We start from the raw sequence: 16,964 nt of genomic DNA, 5'->3' as shown, positions 1-16,964 counted from the left end.
GGTCAGAGGGACGCGATTTCCAGTTCTAGCCCGGCGGCATAATCGTCGGCCCCGTTCTCGATCCGCCACAAGCAATAGGCCGCCATCCGCCATGCATACCAGGGGCGCAGCGCGTTGAAACGCGCGAGGATTTGAGGCTGGTCATAGGAGGTCAGAAACGCCTCCTCCTCCTCGGGCGTCAAGGGTGCCCCGCGATAGAGGCGCTGCATAGCTGGGGACAGGAACAAGGCGATATCTTCGCAGGGGTCCCCCAGCGCTGGGCATTGCCAGTCAATCAGCGTCAGACTCATATCCGAAACCAGGATGTTTCCGGCTACCGGGTCGCCATGGATGAGGCACGTGTCCGGCGTGGCGGCAACATGGGTCTGCGGGCAAAGCTGTTCCAACCGCTGGCGAACTTGTGTCTTGCACAGACCCAGAATGCGCCGCGTATGATCCCGTAGGTCGTCGCTGCCATTGCATCCGTCGGGTGCGTCAATCCGGATTTCCATACTGTGCAGCCTGCGCAGCAATTGAGCCACCTGCGCGGCCCCGGTTTGCCAGGGCGCACCGGGCGCGTGATCATAGAACACCCAATGCCCATCACTATCCTGCCCCGCCGCCCGCAAGCGCGGGGCAAACCCTGTGGGGGCAAGTTCCGTAAGGCAGAGCGCCTCAAGCCGGGCATCGTTTCGAAACAGAGGATTGCGCAGCCCTGAACGATACAGTTTGAGCACCTTGTCTCCGTCTCCGCCCAGAACCTTCCAGACCTGATTGGTGCGCCCGCCATAAAGGGTCTGAAAACGCGCACCGGCCTCGACCAGACCTGAGCGGCACAGATCATCCACAAGGCGGGGCGGAGGTGCGTTTGAAGCGGGCAGAGGGATCACCGGGTCAGGAGTTGAGTCGCGCGTTGCACAGCTTTGGCCTGTCCCGGCGCGCAGATCAAGTTCCGGCTCGAACGCCCGAGACCAGACCGGCCGGTATGACCTGCCCGTTTTCGAGGGTCAGCAACACCGTATCCTCGCCCACCTGAGCCTCGATCACTTGCGCGTATGAGGACATGGGCTGCGTCGACAGAACCTCTTCCCCGTCATAGCTTTCCAATGCGGCAGAGTAGGTTCCAGCCGGAAGCGGCGTGCCGTCCTCTTTGGTTCCAGCCCAGACAAACACGGAATCGATGGTTTGAACGGTGATCCGTTCAACCTCGGCCCCGTCTGCGTCGCGGATAACCAGAACGGCACCGTCCGCCGCCGGAGCGGCCTGGCCGTAAAGTGTCACCGGCGCGCCGTCGAACTGGAATGGAGAGGTGCTGCGCACATCCATGCCGACCCAACTGGCTAGTTCCTCCAGATTCATGCTGCTCATCGACAGGGTCAGGGCCGTCAGCAGGTCATTTGTCTGCACCTGTTGTTCCACCATCGAAAACTGCGCCAGTTGTGCGGCGTATTCCGAGGAATCCAGCGGCTCCAACGGGTCTTGGTGACGGGCCTGAGCGGTCAGCATCAGCAAAAAGGTTTCAAAATCCGAGGCCAGCGCGGCCGTCTGACCTGAGGACGCCGCCAATGGATTGGCGTTCTGCGTGGTTGAAGCGATAGGAGAGATCATGAGTCACAGCCTTATGTCGATGCGCCCGGACGTGCCAAGGTTGACCGGGCGCTGGAGAGTGGCAGAGGTGAGTTCGGATTGTACCGTCTCAGAAATAGAGTTTTCGCCGGAGTCCGATGAGTCCTGTCCCTTGTCGGCGGAGTTGCCAAGATCGAAAGACAGATCGCCGAAGCCGAGGCTTTTGAACTCGGCCTCAAGCACAGCAAGATGGCGGCGCATCAAGTCCAGCGTCTCGGGACGTTCCGCCGCGATGGTCAGATGCAGCCCATCATCACGCCCATTCAGAACCATCGAGACGCGCCCCAGTTCTTCGGGGTTCAGCGCGATTTCCACCGCACCTGATTGAGGCCGTGTGGTGATCGCTGCCGCCATCTGTCCGGCAATGGCCCGAGCAACTTCGGACCGTGCGGTCGCTGGCAGATTTGTCGTCGCCGTATCGCGCACCGATGCGGTCGCGCCGGTTTCCTTCACGATCAGGCCGTCCTCTACCTCGGGGAGAGGAGTTGAATCGGTGTGTGCAGCGGCATTTTCCGATACCAGAAGTTGCATCTGCATTAGGTTGGGTACTTGGGTCGGTGCAGCAGGTGGTTTTGGATTTGCAGCCGACTCAACATGTGGCTCCTGGGAAATCGGCGAAGTTAGAACTTCCTTCTTTGCGGAAAACGACGTTGGAGCCGCAGCGATTGCAAAAGCAGGAACTGACCTGCTCTCTGCTTTTGGCAATGTCGGAAGATTTGGTGAATCCTCAGGCAAGTCATCGTTGAAAACAGGCGATACCTCGGCGCGTCGATCGCCCATATTGCGCTTCGGAGGTTCTGCAAGAGCTTCGTCAGATCGTATGCAATCACCCGTTTCCGCCAAATTGTGCGGAATCCCAGCAACCGCCGGCGCAGCGTCAGGTCGCGACAGTGGGTGCGATTTGATCGTCTGCGAACCTGTTTCAACAGGCAAACCTTTTTCCACGACTATCTGCAGATCCTTGGCTTCTTGCCCATCCGAGTCGGGCACCGTTTCGGTATCCAGCAGAGAAACAAGATCTTCTGTCGATTCGGATAGGCTCTGCTCGGGCGGCGCCTGATCATCCAGAACGGATTGAAAAGACATATCGGCCTTTTGTCCTGAACCATCGGCAGGTTGGGGAGAAATTTTGGCGTTATTTTGGGCGGGCATCACCGCTGTAAGAGGATTGGGCATTTTGCTCCCACTCAGGTTGTCTGGCCACAAACCTGCCCGCAGGAAGTTACGTTTATTTTAACTGCTTTCCTTTTTGATCGAGAAAGTTCGATGCAAATTTCGGAGAAAGCGATGAAGATTACAGCACCAGCCTTCCCTGCAATGCCCGCGTCCTCGGCGGATAGAATCAAGGCCGCAGCGGTCGAGCTTGAGGCGGCATTCCTGTCGGAAATGCTGAATTCCGCCGGGTTGGGGGAGGCACGCAGTTCGTTCGGAGGCGGTGCGGGCGAAGATCAGTTTTCCTCGTTCCTTGTCCAGCATCAGGCCCGCCAACTGGCCGAAACCGGTGGCGTGGGCCTGTCGGAAATTCTGTTTCAATCAATGATGGAGACAACCAATGATGACCAAACCTGACATGGGGCTTCTTAAGTCTTTGGAAGAGGTTCTGGACCTTGAGCGCAACGCGCTGGTGCAGGGTGATCTGGATCAGCTGACCCAGATGGCGCCCGAGAAGGAAAAGCTTATCGATGCAGTCAATGATTTGCAGGTGCTGGACAGCGAAGATCTGATTCGTCTGCAAGACAAGGTCGCGCGCAATCAGGCGTTGCTTGGCAGTGCAGCGGACGGAATTCGCGCCGTTGCAGACCGCATGGCCGAACTGCGCCGGGTACACGGCGAATTCAGCACCTATGGTGCCGACGGGCAGCGCAGCGATTTTGCCGTGCGCAGCCACGCCAAGCTGGAAAAACGCGCCTAGGTGGCGGTTTGATTCAAATCCAAAATTTCCAGCCCAGGGGCTTTAGCACTCCGTTAGGAGATCAGGGGCCAAGGTGATCGGGCACTTGAAACAGCAAGTGGCGCGAACAGCCGGACGGCGGATCGCACAGATCAGAAAGACGTTAAAGCCCGCAAGTGGTGCGGGGTTAGCACGGGCGCAAAGGGCCCATACGTAAAAAGGAAGAAGCTATGTCCAGCATTCTGACCAACAATGGCGCAATGGTTGCGCTGCAGACTCTGAAATCGGTCAACAAAAATCTGGCGATGACCCAGAACGCGATCTCGACCGGTAAAGACGTTGCCACGGCCAAGGACAATTCAGCGGTTTGGGCGATCTCGAAAGTTATGGAATCCGACGTCAAAGGATTCAACGCGATTAAAGACAGCCTAGCTTTGGGCGAATCGACTGTTGCTGTGGCGCGGAATGCTTCGGAAACCGTGACCGATCTTCTGAACCAGATGAAGGGCAAGATCGTCGCAGCGCAAGAAGACAACGTGGATCGGGCCAAGATCAACGATGACGTAACTGCGTTGAAAGATCAGATTTCTTCTGTTGTCAGCGCTGCACAATTCAATGGTCTGAACCTGGTTGACGGTTCGGCCGGTACAGCCTCGATCCTGGCGTCTCTGGATCGCGACTCTGCGGGGAATGTGACCGCATCGTCGATTTCGGTTGCGTCGCAAAACCTGTCCACCGGCGGCTATACCAGTAAGGGTGTTCTGGCGGGTTCGGACAATGTGACCTCTGACAACGATGCGGCGGGTTTCACGATGGACAAGTCCGGCGGCACCGGAGATATCGTGATCGACAGCTCTACCGACAACTTTGCGGCGGGCGACAAAGTGTCAATCACGATTGGCGACAAGGTTGCGTCCTACACCGTTCAAGACGCTGATCTGGACCCCTCGGGGACTTACGATGCGGCTTATACGGATGCCATCGTTGCAGTTGGCCTGAAGAATCAGATCGACTCCCTAGGCATTACCGGCGTCGCGATTGACTACGACTCGGGATCTCCTGGCACGCTGACCTTTGTAACGGGTACCGCAACAGCGGGCGCGGATGCGGACCGTGACGTGACCGTTTCGGCGCAGTTCACCAATGCGAACGCGGGTGGCCTGGGTGCTTTGGCTTCGATAGACGTGTCCACGGATGCAGGCGCACAGGCTGCGCTGGGAACCATCGAATCGCTGATCGACACCGCGATTGATGCTTCAGCAGCCTTCGGTTCGTCGCAAGGCCGGATTGAGACCCAGAAAGAGTTCATCTCGAACCTGGCGGACTCGTTCAAATCCGGTATCGGCTCGCTGGTAGACGCCGACATGGAAGAGACCTCGGCCCGTCTGCAAGCCCTTCAGGTGCAGCAGCAGCTGGCCACCCAGTCGCTGTCGATCGCCAATCAGGCGCCGCAGTCGATCCTGTCGCTGTTCCGTTAATCTTCGGAACTTGGCCGGGGCGTGGAAGCGCGCCCCGGTTCTGACCGCCCTAAGACGGCCCATTGGAAGGATTTCAAGTGATACCGCAAACTCTTGCACAGCGTGCCTACGTACAAACCGCCGCCCCGACGCGCACGCCGCGCGACACCGAATACGAGGCGATTTCCAAGATTACGCATCGCCTCAAGGCAGCAGCAGCTCGTCAGAAATCCGATTTCGGAACTTTTGTTCAGGCGTTGCACGAAAACCGTCGGTTGTGGAACGTCTTGGCCAGTGGCGTCGCGGATTCCGACAATGCGCTGCCCAATGATCTGCGCGCGCGGATTTTTTACCTTGCGGAATTTACCGAGCAGCACAGCGGTCAGGTGTTGGGCAACAAGGCGACGGTTGAACCCTTGTTGGAGATCAATATGGCAGTGTTGCGCGGGCTCAGGCAGATGGGGGCAACCTAATGGGTGGGCTGGTGCTGAAACTTGCCCCGAAAGAACGGGTGCTGATCAACGGCGTGGTTGTCGAGAACGGGGACCGTCGCAGCCGGTTTTCAATTATGACGCCGCAAGCCAATGTCCTGCGTTTGCGCGATGCTATTCACCCGGATGAAGTGAACACGCCCGTCCGCCGCGTTTGTTATGCGGTACAGCTGGTGCTGTCGGGCGATATGGAGCCGGATCAGGCGCGCCAACAACTGCTGCGACGTGTCGAGGAGTTGAGCCAGGTGTTCACTGACGCCGATAGCCGAAAGGTGTTGGCTGAGGCCACAGAAGCCCTTTTGGCTGAGCAATTCTACAAATGCCTCAAGTCCCTGCGTACGTTGTTGCCGCGGGAAGAGCGGTTGATGGCCTATCAGCAATGACCTTTCAGCCCGTCATACCTTCTGGCGGTCTGGTTGGCTGGCGGTTTTTGCAGCGTACTTATGACGCGCAACTCGACAGTTTCGCAACGTCAGCGGTCAATGAACGCCAGACGCGGTATTTTCTGGACAATATCTCCAAAGTGCAGACCGCCGAGGATTTGGTTTCAGATCGACGGTTGCTGCAGGTGGCACTAGGCGCTTTTGGGTTGGAGGACGATATCAACAATCGGTTTTTCATCCAGAAGGTGCTGTCAGACGGCACTTCAGCGGACGACGCCTTGTCAAACCGGCTGTCTGACAAACGGTATCGTGAGTTTTCCGAAGCGTTCGGTCTTGGTCCGGGGGAAATTCGTAGAACCGGCTTGGTCACATTCATGGAGGACATTGCGCGGGACAATGTCGTGTTCCGATTTGAGGTCGCGGTGGGTCAATCTGACGAATCCATGCGTATCTCGCTCTTTGCCCAGCACGCCCTGGCAGATCTGGCGACGCAGGAGGGCAGTGCAGATACCAAGTGGTTTGAGTTGATGGGTTTGCCACCGCTGCGCAATATGATGGAAACCGCGCTTGGACTTCCGTCCAGTTTGGGCCAGTTGGATATCGATAAACAGTTGAACGTGTTCAAAGACAGGCTCTCACGCCTGACGGGCTCGGACGATCTGGCGCAGTTCACGGATGACGGGGCCATAGCCGAACTGACGGACAGGTATCTGGCGCGCAGCCAGATCTCGCAACTACAAAATACGATATCGCCCGCGCAAACGGCTTTGATCCTTTTGGGCGGCTAGGGTCTCGGCGTTCACCGGTCCAATATGTGATCAGCGGCTGTTTTAAGCGCAAAGGATGGCACCGGCTGAGACACATTATGGAGCGCGACATCCCCAAGGGGCAGCGCGTCGGCGCAGGCTGGGACAATGTCGGACGAGACGACGATCCTGTGACCCACGGTCTTACCATATTCCCCCAATCGCGCGGCGATGTTGGCGGCCTGACCGATTACGGTGAAATCAAGCCGTTCGCGGGATCCGACATTGCCATAGGTCACGCGCCCATAGGCGACGCCGATCGAGCAATCGCAATGGGCATCGGATCCCGAGGCCCGAAACTCACCAAGCTTTTCAACAATACCGATCGCAGAGCGCTGCGCATTGGCACGGGCCGTGATCGAGTTCTCACCTGCGGGGAACACGGCCAAAACAGCGTCGCCGATAAATTTCAAAACCTCGCCGCCATTGTCATGCACGATGCCCGAAACGGTTTCAAAAAACCCATTTAACAGGCTGATATAGCGGGTGCGGCCCAGTTTTTCCTCTAATCGGGTCGAGTTGCGCAGATCGCAGAACATGATTGCGGCGTCGATCTCATCCCCGTCGCCGCGCCGAATTTCACCACCCAGAACCCGCGCGCCGGACCGCTTGCCCACATAGGTCTCCAACAAAACCTGCGCATTTTCGCGCTGCATGAACACCTCGTAGAACCGGGCAATCACCGCCGAGCATTCAAAGACAAGACCTAGATTCTCGGTCGTGAACCCATCCGGGTGGTCGCTGGTCAGAGTCAGAACATTGGTGCGACCATCGGAAAATGGCAGGGGCATGGCGACGTAATCGGTCGCACCCTTGGCGCGCAGGTCTTCGATAATGGGAAAACTGTTATACGGGTTGTCGTCACTCAGCCGCTGGCGAACTCCGCCCAACCCGTTCGAGACATGTCGCAACGGGCTGTTGATATAGGCCGGATGGTCGTGAATTTCATAGGTTGGCACATTGGTCGAGATCTCATCCTCGCCCTTTTCCCAAATGTAGTGCTTGCCCGCGATCAGCGGATGCAGCGACCAGACCAGAATGCTGAGGCGTTGAATGGCAATGCCGTGCTCCAGCATCTTCTCGGACAGCGCTTTGGTAAAGGCTTCCGAGGTTTCGATTTCCGAGGCGCCGCGCATCAGCCAGTCAATCAAAGGGCCGCTGATATTGCCGTCTTGGGGTTGTTCAAGCGTATTGCCACCCAGATCAAGCCGGTCATAGGCGTTGGGCAGGAACCCGATATGGCCCTGAATGGCCTTGCTTTCGGGCAGCGCGTCCTCATACGCCCAGACCGAGTTCGCAAGGCGCTGATCCCCAAGGACCACGTCATGATAGGTTGCCGTTCCCTTGAACGGGCAGAAGGTTTGCAATTCGGTCTCTTCGCTCAATTCGACAGACACATCTGCGCGGGGGATGTAGATCGTCGGAGGCAAGCGGGTTTCATACATCACCACGGCGTTGGCACTTTCAGCCAGCAGCACGTCGCCGCGATAGATGGCGATCCGACCTTTTAGTCGTTCAACCGAGATGCGATAGCCTGTGGAATGCGGAGTGGTGTGGACGTTCATCATCGACCTCCCTGTCCGGGGTCCTATAAGGATGGGACTTCGGACCGGGAATGCCAAGAGGGACCGCGCACAGTTTTTTGCACATGCGGCGTGCGCGGCGGCGGGGTCAGACCATCTGGATCACGTCTTTTTCGATCGACAGCATATATCCCCGTTTGGCGATATTCTTGACCAGCAACTCACTGACCATCTGATTGCCTAGCGCGTCGCGCAGGCGTTTGATCCGGGTTGCCCCGGCGGCCTCTTCGCAATCGGCGGCGTCCTTGCCCGAGATCACCGCCTCGATCTGGGCACCGGACAGGACTTCGTCATCCAGACGGGATTCCGCCAGAACCGACAGGGTCTCCATCGCGGCGGGGGTCAGTTTGAAATCCATATTGTTGAGGTAGACGGTGTTTTCCTCGCGGCTGATCAGCAGGGATGTGACCTGAATACCGGTACGCTCGATCTGGGCCATGCGGCGGTTCAGAAGGACCAGCATCACCAAAAACACCAACGCAGTGACCAGCATCGCGCTGGCAAAGACCAACAGCACGAAGATCACCATACGGTAGCTGGACAAGGTGTCGGCAAATGCAGTGCCGGATTGCGCCAGAATTTCCAGCAGGCGGATCTCGGCCTGTGTGGTCAGGTCGCTTTCGACGAACAACCGCTCGACCCGGGCATTGAACGCGTTTGCGTCGGGCAGGGACCAGAACAGGAAGACGGCGGCAGTGATCAAGATCAGGACAATCGCGGCAATACCAGCGCCGACCAACCGTACCCCGGATCGCCGCGCGTCAGTAACGGAGATAGAATTTTCCGGCATCGGCCTTCCTCTTGTCCAACCCTTCCGGTCCGAAAACCGACATCACGTTCAGCAGGGTCCAGCCCGAGGTGCGCAGCCGCTGGGACACCTCTTGTTGCGCCTGACCCTTGTTGCAGGACGACACCTGCATGACGCCGTAATGCAATCGCAATGGATTGTCCTGCTTGGCTTTGTAATCCGCAAAGCAATCCGCCGCAGACGCCGCCGTGCCGAGCGATATCAGGGCCGCGAAGGCCAGAGAAGAGAGGATAGGTTTCATAGGCTGCATCCTGCGCATGTGTTGCCCTGATATTCAATATCCTAAGGGGTTTGCGTGCCCTGATATTCGATAACAATGTCCCGATATTGCTTGTCGGAGGGCGGTGAACCCAGTGTTGACCCAACGAATTCACGAGCCCAGCCGGGTTCGTCGCAACACGGTCAAAAGGACACGCATCATGCACCGGAAATTTATCGCCCTGATCATCGCAACTGCCGTCGCTGTTACGGGTGTTTCAGCCTCGCAGGCGCGGGCTGCGGATGCCAAGGATATTCTGGGCGGTCTGGCCGCCATCGCCATTATCGGCGCGGGCGTTCACTACTATAACAAGGAAAAGGACAAGAAACGCGCCAGCCGTCACCAAACGCATATCCAACCCCATCACCCGGTGCGTCCCCGCCCGCACCATCTGGCGAAATACGACCTGCCGCAGAAATGTCTGCGCACCTTTGATCACTATTCACCCCGTCATCAATTGCTTGGAACCGGGTGCCTCAAGAAACACTACAAATATGCCAATAGCCTGCCGCGAGAGTGCAAAGTCGGTTTCTGGAATGGCAAGAAGGTCAAGCGGGCCTATGAACCCGCCTGCCTGCGCCAGCAAGGTTATCGTGTCGTTTACAAGTAACCGTTTTCGAGCAGGAGCGGCGTCGCAGAAGCGCCGCGCAGGAGGGGGTGGCGCAAGCCGCCCTCTCTTTTTTGTTGCGATAAGGTCCGAAACAGGATTTTCCAAAAGGATGACGACACCAACCTACGATATTGAACAGACCGCCATGGCTGACGGGTTTCTTCGGATCGCCGGGGTGGATGAGGTGGGCCGGGGCCCCTTGGCCGGGCCTGTTGTTGCCGCAGCCGTGATTCTGAACCCGGTCGACATACCTCAGGGACTGAATGATTCTAAGAAGCTGACAGCTAAACGTCGCGCGGCTTTGGAGGCGGCCATTCGCGAACAGGCTGATTTCGCAGTGGCTGAGGCGACAGTGGCCGAGATAGACGAGCACAACATCTTGCGCGCTTCGCATCTGGCAATGGAGCGCGCGGTGGCCGCTTTGAACCCTCCGCCGGATTTTCTGCTGATCGACGGGAACATGATTCCGCGCGGGCTGACCATCCCTGCGCAAGCGGTTGTCAAAGGCGATGCGCGGTCGGTGTCGATTGCGGCGGCCTCGATCCTTGCGAAAAACTGGCGCGATCAGGTGATGGTGGATTTGGCGCAACAGCATCCCGGCTATGGGTGGGAGTCGAATGCGGGCTATCCGACAAAAATGCATCGCGAAGCGCTGCGAAATCTTGGTGTGACCCCACACCATAGACGTTCGTTTAAACCGGTCCACAATATCTTGTATCAAGAGTAAATCGTAAGCTGCTGATTCAAAAAAGAAATTGACGGCGATTCGTCTTTGACTCATCCTTGTCTCAACCAAATGAGCGCAAAAGCGCCGTGGACACTTGAGGCAGTGATATGACTACGACCACCAAAAAGGGCGCAAAAGCGCTCCCTTTAAACACGATTCTATCCGGGGACTGCATCGATGTGATGAACAGTCTGCCCGAGGCGTCGGTTGACCTGATCTTTGCGGACCCGCCGTATAATTTGCAGCTGAAAGGCCAGTTGCACCGCCCGGATAACTCTCAGGTGGATGCGGTTGATGATCACTGGGATCAGTTTTCCAGCTTCGGTGCCTATGACCAGTTCACTCGCGAATGGCTGAAAGCAGCGCATCGTCTGTTGAAGCCCAATGGGGCGATCTGGGTTATTGGCTCTTATCACAACATCTTCCGGGTTGGCTCGGCCCTTCAGGATGCGGGATACTGGATTCTGAACGACGTGGTTTGGCGCAAATCGAACCCGATGCCAAACTTCCGTGGCAAGCGGTTCACCAATGCGCATGAAACGATGATTTGGGCGTCCAAACGTGAAGGTGCAAAATACACGTTCAATTACGAGGCGCTGAAGGCGCTGAATGAGGGCGTACAGATGCGCAGCGACTGGGTGCTGCCGATTTGCACAGGGCATGAACGTCTGAAAGATGAAAACGGCGATAAGGCGCATCCAACGCAAAAGCCTGAATCGCTGCTGCATCGGGTGCTGGTCGGTTCGACCAATCCGGGCGATGTGGTGCTGGACCCGTTTTTTGGTACGGGCACGACCGGCGCTGTCGCCAAGATGCTGGGCCGCGAGTTCATCGGGATCGAACGCGAAGAAAGTTATCGCAAGGTCGCCGAAAAGCGCATTGCCAAGGTTCGCAAATTCGACCGCGAGGCGCTGGAGGTCAGTGCCAGCAAACGCGCCGAGCCGCGCGTGCCGTTCGGCCAGTTGGTCGAACGCGGCATGCTGCGTCCGGGGGAAGAGCTCTATTCCATGAACCAGCGTCACACGGCCAAGGTGCGCGCCGATGGCACGCTGGTCGGGCAAAATGTCAAAGGCTCGATCCATCAGGTGGGGGCCCATTTGGAAAACGCGCCTTCCTGTAACGGCTGGACCTATTGGTGCTTCAAGCGCGACGGCAAGACCGTGCCGATCGACGTGCTGCGTCAGCAAATCCGGGCTGAAATGCACAACTGAATACCGCCGGTGCCTGTGGCCTGACACAAGGCACTAAGCCTTGCCCCGCCGGTCTTCGGCGGGGTCTTTTGTTTTCATCACATTCTCACTTCTATATGACTTCTGCAAAGCCCGCCGCGCACCGAGGGAGCCTCAGCCATGTCGGACACCACAGCCAGTCAATCCCGCTTCAGCCGGTTTTTCGTCACTCGCCCGGATCCGGTCGACTTGGACAACAAATACACCGAGGCCGCGCTAGAGAGACACAAGCGAGAAGGACTGGAGCTGGCGGTACGCGCACGTTGGATCGCCATGGGGTTGACCGGCATTCTGCTGGTATTCCTGAACCCTCATTGGGAGGTGTTGTGGTACCATTTCATCCTGTTGCTGATCTGCGCCAATGGCTGGTTGATCCGACGGGCGGGGCAGGTCGGGCAGTCGCGGACCGAGTTGCTGCTGATCTTTGTGGACCTTCTAATCATGACGCTGGGGATGATCGTCCCGAACCCATTCAGTGACGATGTGCGCCCGTTGGCGATGCAGTACCGGTTCGACAACTTCCAGTATTTCTTCATCATTCTGGCCGCCGGGACATTGGCTTATTCTTGGCGGACGGTTGTGGCGATCGGGTCCTGGACCGCGATGATGTGGACCGTTGGCTGGATCATTGCATGGTGGGTCGCCACGCCGATCCCTGGTATCAGCGAGCGCGTTGCCGAAGCATTAGCGGAGTACCCGGATGTGGCTGAGTTGATGGACCCAAACAGTTTTATGCCCTCGCAACGCATTCAGCAGGTGGTTGTTTTTATCATGGTCGCGGTCACGCTGGGCATTTCGATGAGGCGGCTGAATCGCTTGCTGATGACAAACGCCGGGCTTGAGCGGGAACGGGCAAACCTGTCGCGCTATTTCTCGCCCAATGTGGTGGATGAGCTGAGCCAGAATGACGAACCGCTGAAGCAGGTGCGAAAAGAGAGTATTGCGGTTCTGTTTATTGATATCGTGGGCTTTACAAAATACGCGGCGGGTCGTGATCCTTATGAAGTGATCGAGGTGCTGCGCGGGTTTCATGCGCGTATGGAAACTGAAGTGTTTCGCCATCATGGCACGTTGGACAAATATCTGGGCGACGGGTTGATGGCGACCTTTGGCACGCCGGTGCCGACGCCTTTGGATGCCAGCAATGCGGTGGCCTGCGCGCGCGACATGACCCGTGTGATCAATCAATGGAATACTGACAGGCGCCGCGCGGGTGAGCCGGAAATCCATGTGGGTATCGGAGTGCACTATGGGCCGGTGGTTTTGGGCGATATCGGCGCGAACCGGTTGGAATTTGCAGTGATCGGAGACGCGGTCAATGTGGCGGCCAAGCTCGAGGCTTTGACCCGAGTCAAAATGGCTCAGGTGATATTGAGCGACGAGGTTTGCAGCCAGCTTACAATGGAAGGACACAATGCCGCGACCCTGACAGAGGGGTTTGAAAAGCTGCCGGGCCAGACCGTGCGCGGGGTTGAGCACCCCATGGATATCTGGGTGATGCGGGCGCTTCCGCCGATCTGAATTGCATCATAGATGCAAGGCAGATCGTTGGGCCGGGCAGCGCGCGGGCGCGCGCTGCGGTCACGCTCGAGGCAGCGGGTTTTGCGATTTGTTGTAGGGTTTCCAGTTGCTGACCTCGGGGTAGTAGTGGCGTCTCCAGGCGCGAACGCGCGGATTCATGACGCGCCGCCAAACGGGTGGGATCATGGCGGCGACGGTCATCACAGGGTAACCGTAGGGCAGTTGCGGAGCGGTGTCTTCGGAATGGTGTTGTAAAAGGGGAAAACGGCGATTGGGTTTATAGTGGTGGTCCGAATGCCGTTGCAGATTGATCAGCAGCCAGTTTGACGCTTTTTGTGATGCATTCCAGGAATGCTGCGGCTTGACGTGTTCGTATTTCCCATCGCCCAGATGCTTGCGGGTCAGGCCGTAATGTTCGACATAGTTGACCAACTCCAGCTGCCAGATCGCGACACCGGCCTGAAGCAGGAACAGGGCGACGCCGGACCACCCTCCGACCCCAAGAGCCAGCAGCACCATACCGCCCTGCAACACCCAATAGCGCCAGAAGGGGTTCGAAGCGTCCGTCCATGGGCGGTCTTTCCGCGCCAGCTTGTCGCGCTCGGCCTTGAAGGCTGAGGTCAGGCACTGCCGCAGGACGCGGGGATAAAAGCGGTGAAACCCTTCATTATAGCGGGCGGTCACTGGGTCTCGAGGGGTGCCGACATAGCGGTGATGCACCAGCAGATGCTCGGACCGGAAATGCGAATACAGGACCATGGCCAGAAGAATATCGCCCAGCCAACGCTCGAACCGGCCTTTTTGATGCATCAGTTCGTGGCTGTAGTTGATCCCGATTGTGCCAGAGATGACACCCATGCCGAAGAACAACCCGATCTTGGACGCCAAGGACAGGTGATCAGTGTGGGTGGCAAACCAGATCAGACCGAACAGCGTGATGAACTGCACCGGGACCCAGATATTGGTCAGCAGGATGTACCAGCGCAGGCCTTTGTCGGGGGTGTCGGGGTCCGCGTTGTTCAGCTCCAGCCCGGTCAGCAGGTCAAGTATGGCAAAGGCCCACCAGGTGAAAATAGGCACAAGAAGAACCCACCAGCCACCAAGGGTGGCCGATATCCAGATTATGGGAATCAGCATGAAGGATACCCAGAAGGGCAGCGCTGATTGCCAGCGGGACAGGGTGTCGGATGAAATCATGCGCCAACTCCGAATGACCGCTTCTGGGATGCTCCAGAGGCCTTTTTGAAAAACCTGTTACTGCCCGAGCCAGAGGTCAAGCGCCTTGCGCATCACAGTTGGAAGAACTTTGGGTCGGAACGTGTGTTTGTCCATGATGATCAGGTCATTCGGGGCTAGATCTCCCGGCAGGGGGGCGGTCCAGATGCGCAGAATCAGGTGGAAATGGGTGAAGGTGTGGCGCACCTCGCCGGGCAGTGCCTGCCAATCCGCCGGGAAGGGCGGTGTCTCGGCTGGCGCATCCGACCAATCTGATCCGGGCCAGCCCAACATCCCACCCAGCAGGCCTTTGTCCGGGCGACGCTCAAGCAGCAGCGCGCCATCGTTACGCTGGGCGATATAGACATGGCCATAGCGCGTGGGCTTTGGTTTTTTGGGCGTTTTGCGCGGCAGGTCAGCCTGCGTTCCGGCCTTGCGCGACAGGCAGGGATCGCGCAGCGGGCAAATCCCGCAGGTAGGTGATTTGGGCGTGCAGATCGTGGCCCCCAGATCCATGACAGCCTGCGCGTAGTCTCCGGGTCGTACGTCAGGTGTCAGCGTTGCGGCTTTGTTCTTTAGCGCAGGTTTCGAGCCGGGCAGCGGGTCGTGAATGTTGTAGAGCCGGGCCATGACGCGTTCGACATTCCCATCCAGCACGGTTTCGGGGCGGTCAAAGGCGATGGCCGAGATTGCGGCGGCGGTATAAGGGCCGATGCCGGGCAAGTCCAGCAACGTGTCATAGGTGTCTGGGAAGATGCCGTCGTGATCTTCAGCCACCGCTCGCGCGCATTTCAGCAGGTTGCGAGCGCGGGCGTAGTAGCCCAGCCCGGCCCATTCGCCCATGACCTGATCATCTGGGGCGGCGGCGAGCGCCTGCACCGTGGGCCAGCGCGTTGTGAACCGCATGAAATAGTCTCGCACGGCGGCCACGGTGGTCTGTTGCAGCATTACCTCGGATAGCCAGACACGATAGGGGTCAGGCCGCACTCCGGCGGCGCGGTCAACGGGGCTGACGCGCCACGGCATCTTGCGGGCGTGGCGGTCGTACCAGTCCAGCAATTCGCTGCTGACGTCAAATTCGCCTGTGTCACGCAATTTTTAATCATCTCCCTGTCGGGTTTCGCTGGCGCCCGGTGTCCTGCCCTCTACAATAGTAGTGCAGGAGTTGGAAACCAGATGCAGCGCAGACGTTCTTCGACCCGCGGGTTCAAACGCACCGCGACATTGCTGAACGACCAGATCAGACGCGCCGGTGAAAGCCGGGGCTTTGCCGTGTCGCGCCTGTTGACCCATTGGGCCGAGATCGTGGGGCAGGACATGGCTGCCATCGCGCGCCCTGTGAACGTGGGCTATGGCAAAGGCGGCATGGGGGCGACGCTAACCGTGCTGACCACTGGCCCGCAGGCACCGATGCTTGAGATGCAAAAGGAACAACTGCGGGGCAAGGTGAACGCGGTTTATGGCTATAACGCCATCAGCCGGGTGCGCATCACCCAGACCGCTCCGACAGGATTTGCCGAGGGGCAGGCCAGTTTCGATCACAAACCGAAAGTGGTGAAACCCACACTGAAACCGGAAATCGCGGCCGAGGCGGACCGGGCAGCGCAAGACGTCCATGATGGCGACCTGCGTGCAGCCCTTGAACGTCTGGGTCGTAACGTTCTATCCAAACAAAAACGCTGAGAAAGGGCTGATACATGAGCCGTATTGCAACCGGAATTTGCGCGGCCGTCGCCATTGCCGCAGGCAGCTTTTTGCTGTCGTCACCGAACGCATCATTTTCGTTGATCGGCAGCGCCGAGGCGCAAGAGGCCGAGCTGGACACCTCGACCATCGTCGAGATGACCCTGGGGGCCGAGGACGCGCCGGTCGAGATCATCGAATATGCCTCGTACACTTGTCCGCATTGTGCGAATTTCCACAAAGGGCCGTACAAGCAGCTCAAGAAGGATTTCATCGACACTGGCAAGGTCAAGTTTGTCTACCGCGAGGTGTATTTCGACCGCTACGGCCTGTGGGCGTCGATGGTGGCGCGTTGTGCCGGTCCTGACAAGTTCTTTGGCATCTCGGATCTGATCTATGAAGGCCAGTCCGAATGGACCCGCGCGGGTGGCCCGGCTGAGATCGTGGATGAGCTGCGCAAGATCGGGCGTCTGGCCGGGATCGACAATGACCAGCTTGAGGCCTGTCTTCAGGATGGCGACCGTGCCCGCACCCTGGTGGCCTGGTACCAGGAAAACGCCGAGCGTGACGGCATTCAGGCCACTCCGTCGTTTATCGTGAACGGCAAAGCAGTCGAGAACCAGTCCTATGACGCGTTCAAGAAGCTGATCGAAGACGAGCTGGGCAGCTAAGCCTGTATGGCGACCGGCCCTTTTG

20 protein-coding genes are annotated in these 16,964 nt (G+C 58.1%); 12 read left to right on the top strand and 8 right to left on the bottom strand.

Annotated elements, in window-relative coordinates:
- Nucleotides 1–2 precede the first annotated feature (2 nt).
- From GOV80_RS05035 to GOV80_RS05025, 3 genes are read right to left on the bottom strand one after another with little or no spacing between them, the layout of a single operon-like run.
- Nucleotides 3–869, bottom strand: a complete 867-nt coding sequence (locus tag GOV80_RS05035; protein WP_336510121.1) for a phosphotransferase family protein — start codon at nucleotides 867–869, stop codon at nucleotides 3–5.
- A 55-nt stretch (nucleotides 870–924) separates the two neighbouring features.
- On the bottom strand, nucleotides 925–1,587 hold the full coding sequence (locus GOV80_RS05030) for a flagellar hook capping FlgD N-terminal domain-containing protein (protein ID WP_170783103.1): 663 nt from the start codon (nucleotides 1,585–1,587) through the stop codon (nucleotides 925–927).
- 3 nt (nucleotides 1,588–1,590) lie between these two features.
- A complete protein-coding gene (locus GOV80_RS05025) occupies nucleotides 1,591–2,781 on the bottom strand; it encodes a flagellar hook-length control protein FliK (protein ID WP_170783102.1) in 1,191 nt (396 codons plus the stop codon).
- A 111-nt stretch (nucleotides 2,782–2,892) separates the two neighbouring features.
- On the opposite strand from GOV80_RS05025, the gene GOV80_RS05020 reads away from it, so the two are divergent.
- From GOV80_RS05020 to GOV80_RS04995, 6 genes are all read left to right on the top strand, one after another.
- Nucleotides 2,893–3,174, top strand: a complete 282-nt coding sequence (locus GOV80_RS05020) for a rod-binding protein (RefSeq protein WP_170774867.1) — start codon at nucleotides 2,893–2,895, stop codon at nucleotides 3,172–3,174.
- On the top strand, nucleotides 3,158–3,517 hold the full coding sequence (locus GOV80_RS05015; protein ID WP_237215658.1) for a flagellar protein FlgN: 360 nt from the start codon (nucleotides 3,158–3,160) through the stop codon (nucleotides 3,515–3,517). Before GOV80_RS05020 ends, GOV80_RS05015 begins: the two co-directional genes overlap by 17 nt.
- Before the next feature lie 209 nt (nucleotides 3,518–3,726).
- On the top strand, nucleotides 3,727–4,974 hold the full coding sequence (locus GOV80_RS05010) for a flagellin (protein WP_170774865.1): 1,248 nt from the start codon (nucleotides 3,727–3,729) through the stop codon (nucleotides 4,972–4,974).
- A 77-nt stretch (nucleotides 4,975–5,051) separates the two neighbouring features.
- A complete protein-coding gene (gene flaF / locus GOV80_RS05005) occupies nucleotides 5,052–5,426 on the top strand; it encodes a flagellar biosynthesis regulator FlaF (RefSeq protein WP_170774863.1) in 375 nt (124 codons plus the stop codon).
- Nucleotides 5,426–5,827, top strand: a complete 402-nt coding sequence (gene flbT, locus GOV80_RS05000; RefSeq protein WP_170783101.1) for a flagellar biosynthesis repressor FlbT — start codon at nucleotides 5,426–5,428, stop codon at nucleotides 5,825–5,827. The genes flaF and flbT overlap by 1 nt, the downstream gene beginning before the upstream one ends.
- On the top strand, nucleotides 5,824–6,615 hold the full coding sequence (locus GOV80_RS04995; protein ID WP_170783100.1) for a DUF1217 domain-containing protein: 792 nt from the start codon (nucleotides 5,824–5,826) through the stop codon (nucleotides 6,613–6,615). Before flbT ends, GOV80_RS04995 begins: the two co-directional genes overlap by 4 nt.
- Nucleotides 6,616–6,626: 11 nt before the next feature.
- Here GOV80_RS04995 and GOV80_RS04990 read toward each other — a convergent pair whose 3' ends face one another.
- The 3 genes from GOV80_RS04990 to GOV80_RS04980 all read right to left on the bottom strand — a co-directional run bounded on the left by GOV80_RS04990 (nucleotide 6,627) and on the right by GOV80_RS04980 (nucleotide 9,265).
- Nucleotides 6,627–8,198 carry a DUF427 domain-containing protein gene (locus GOV80_RS04990; RefSeq protein ID WP_170783099.1) on the bottom strand — a complete coding sequence of 524 codons (1,572 nt, stop codon included), beginning with the start codon at nucleotides 8,196–8,198 and terminating at the stop codon, nucleotides 6,627–6,629.
- Nucleotides 8,199–8,304: 106 nt separating this feature from the next.
- Nucleotides 8,305–9,006, bottom strand: coding sequence for a winged helix-turn-helix domain-containing protein (locus tag GOV80_RS04985; RefSeq protein ID WP_170774855.1), 702 nt, complete (start codon nucleotides 9,004–9,006; stop codon nucleotides 8,305–8,307).
- The gene (locus GOV80_RS04980) at nucleotides 8,978–9,265 is read right to left on the bottom strand and encodes a hypothetical protein (RefSeq protein WP_170774853.1); all 288 of its coding nucleotides are present in this window, start codon (nucleotides 9,263–9,265) and stop codon (nucleotides 8,978–8,980) included. The genes GOV80_RS04985 and GOV80_RS04980 overlap by 29 nt, the downstream gene beginning before the upstream one ends.
- A gap of 178 nt (nucleotides 9,266–9,443) precedes the next feature.
- On the opposite strand from GOV80_RS04980, the gene GOV80_RS04975 reads away from it, so the two are divergent.
- The 4 genes from GOV80_RS04975 (at nucleotide 9,444) to GOV80_RS04960 (ending at nucleotide 13,370) form a co-directional block, all read left to right on the top strand.
- On the top strand, nucleotides 9,444–9,893 hold the full coding sequence (locus GOV80_RS04975) for a hypothetical protein (RefSeq protein ID WP_170774851.1): 450 nt from the start codon (nucleotides 9,444–9,446) through the stop codon (nucleotides 9,891–9,893).
- Between the two features lie 109 nt (nucleotides 9,894–10,002).
- Nucleotides 10,003–10,620, top strand: coding sequence for a ribonuclease HII (locus GOV80_RS04970; protein ID WP_170783098.1), 618 nt, complete (start codon nucleotides 10,003–10,005; stop codon nucleotides 10,618–10,620).
- Between the two features lie 107 nt (nucleotides 10,621–10,727).
- Nucleotides 10,728–11,831 (top strand): site-specific DNA-methyltransferase, encoded by a 1,104-nt coding sequence (locus GOV80_RS04965; protein ID WP_170783097.1) that lies wholly within the window; start codon nucleotides 10,728–10,730, stop codon nucleotides 11,829–11,831.
- A gap of 138 nt (nucleotides 11,832–11,969) precedes the next feature.
- A complete protein-coding gene (locus GOV80_RS04960) occupies nucleotides 11,970–13,370 on the top strand; it encodes an adenylate/guanylate cyclase domain-containing protein (protein WP_170774845.1) in 1,401 nt (466 codons plus the stop codon).
- A 60-nt stretch (nucleotides 13,371–13,430) separates the two neighbouring features.
- On the opposite strand, the gene GOV80_RS04955 is transcribed toward GOV80_RS04960, so the two are convergent.
- Both GOV80_RS04955 and mutY read right to left on the bottom strand, forming a co-directional pair.
- A complete protein-coding gene (locus GOV80_RS04955; RefSeq protein WP_170783096.1) occupies nucleotides 13,431–14,567 on the bottom strand; it encodes an alkane 1-monooxygenase in 1,137 nt (378 codons plus the stop codon).
- A 57-nt stretch (nucleotides 14,568–14,624) separates the two neighbouring features.
- On the bottom strand, nucleotides 14,625–15,680 hold the full coding sequence (mutY, locus tag GOV80_RS04950) for an A/G-specific adenine glycosylase (protein ID WP_170783095.1): 1,056 nt from the start codon (nucleotides 15,678–15,680) through the stop codon (nucleotides 14,625–14,627).
- 81 nt (nucleotides 15,681–15,761) lie between these two features.
- Between mutY and GOV80_RS04945 the strand changes: the two genes are divergently transcribed.
- Together GOV80_RS04945 and GOV80_RS04940 are read left to right on the top strand one after the other, a co-directional pair.
- Entirely contained in the window at nucleotides 15,762–16,268 is a 507-nt protein-coding gene (locus tag GOV80_RS04945; RefSeq protein ID WP_170774840.1) for a DUF721 domain-containing protein, read from the top strand.
- Nucleotides 16,269–16,282: 14 nt separating this feature from the next.
- Nucleotides 16,283–16,939 carry a DsbA family protein gene (locus GOV80_RS04940; protein ID WP_170783094.1) on the top strand — a complete coding sequence of 219 codons (657 nt, stop codon included), beginning with the start codon at nucleotides 16,283–16,285 and terminating at the stop codon, nucleotides 16,937–16,939.
- Nucleotides 16,940–16,964: the final 25 nt, after the last annotated feature.

This window comes from Ruegeria lacuscaerulensis, from assembly GCF_013034685.1.
Classification (GTDB): Bacteria; Pseudomonadota; Alphaproteobacteria; order Rhodobacterales; family Rhodobacteraceae; genus Ruegeria; species Ruegeria lacuscaerulensis_B.
The sequence above is the reverse complement of the archived record's forward strand: the minus strand, read 5'-3'. Positions and strand labels throughout refer to the sequence as shown.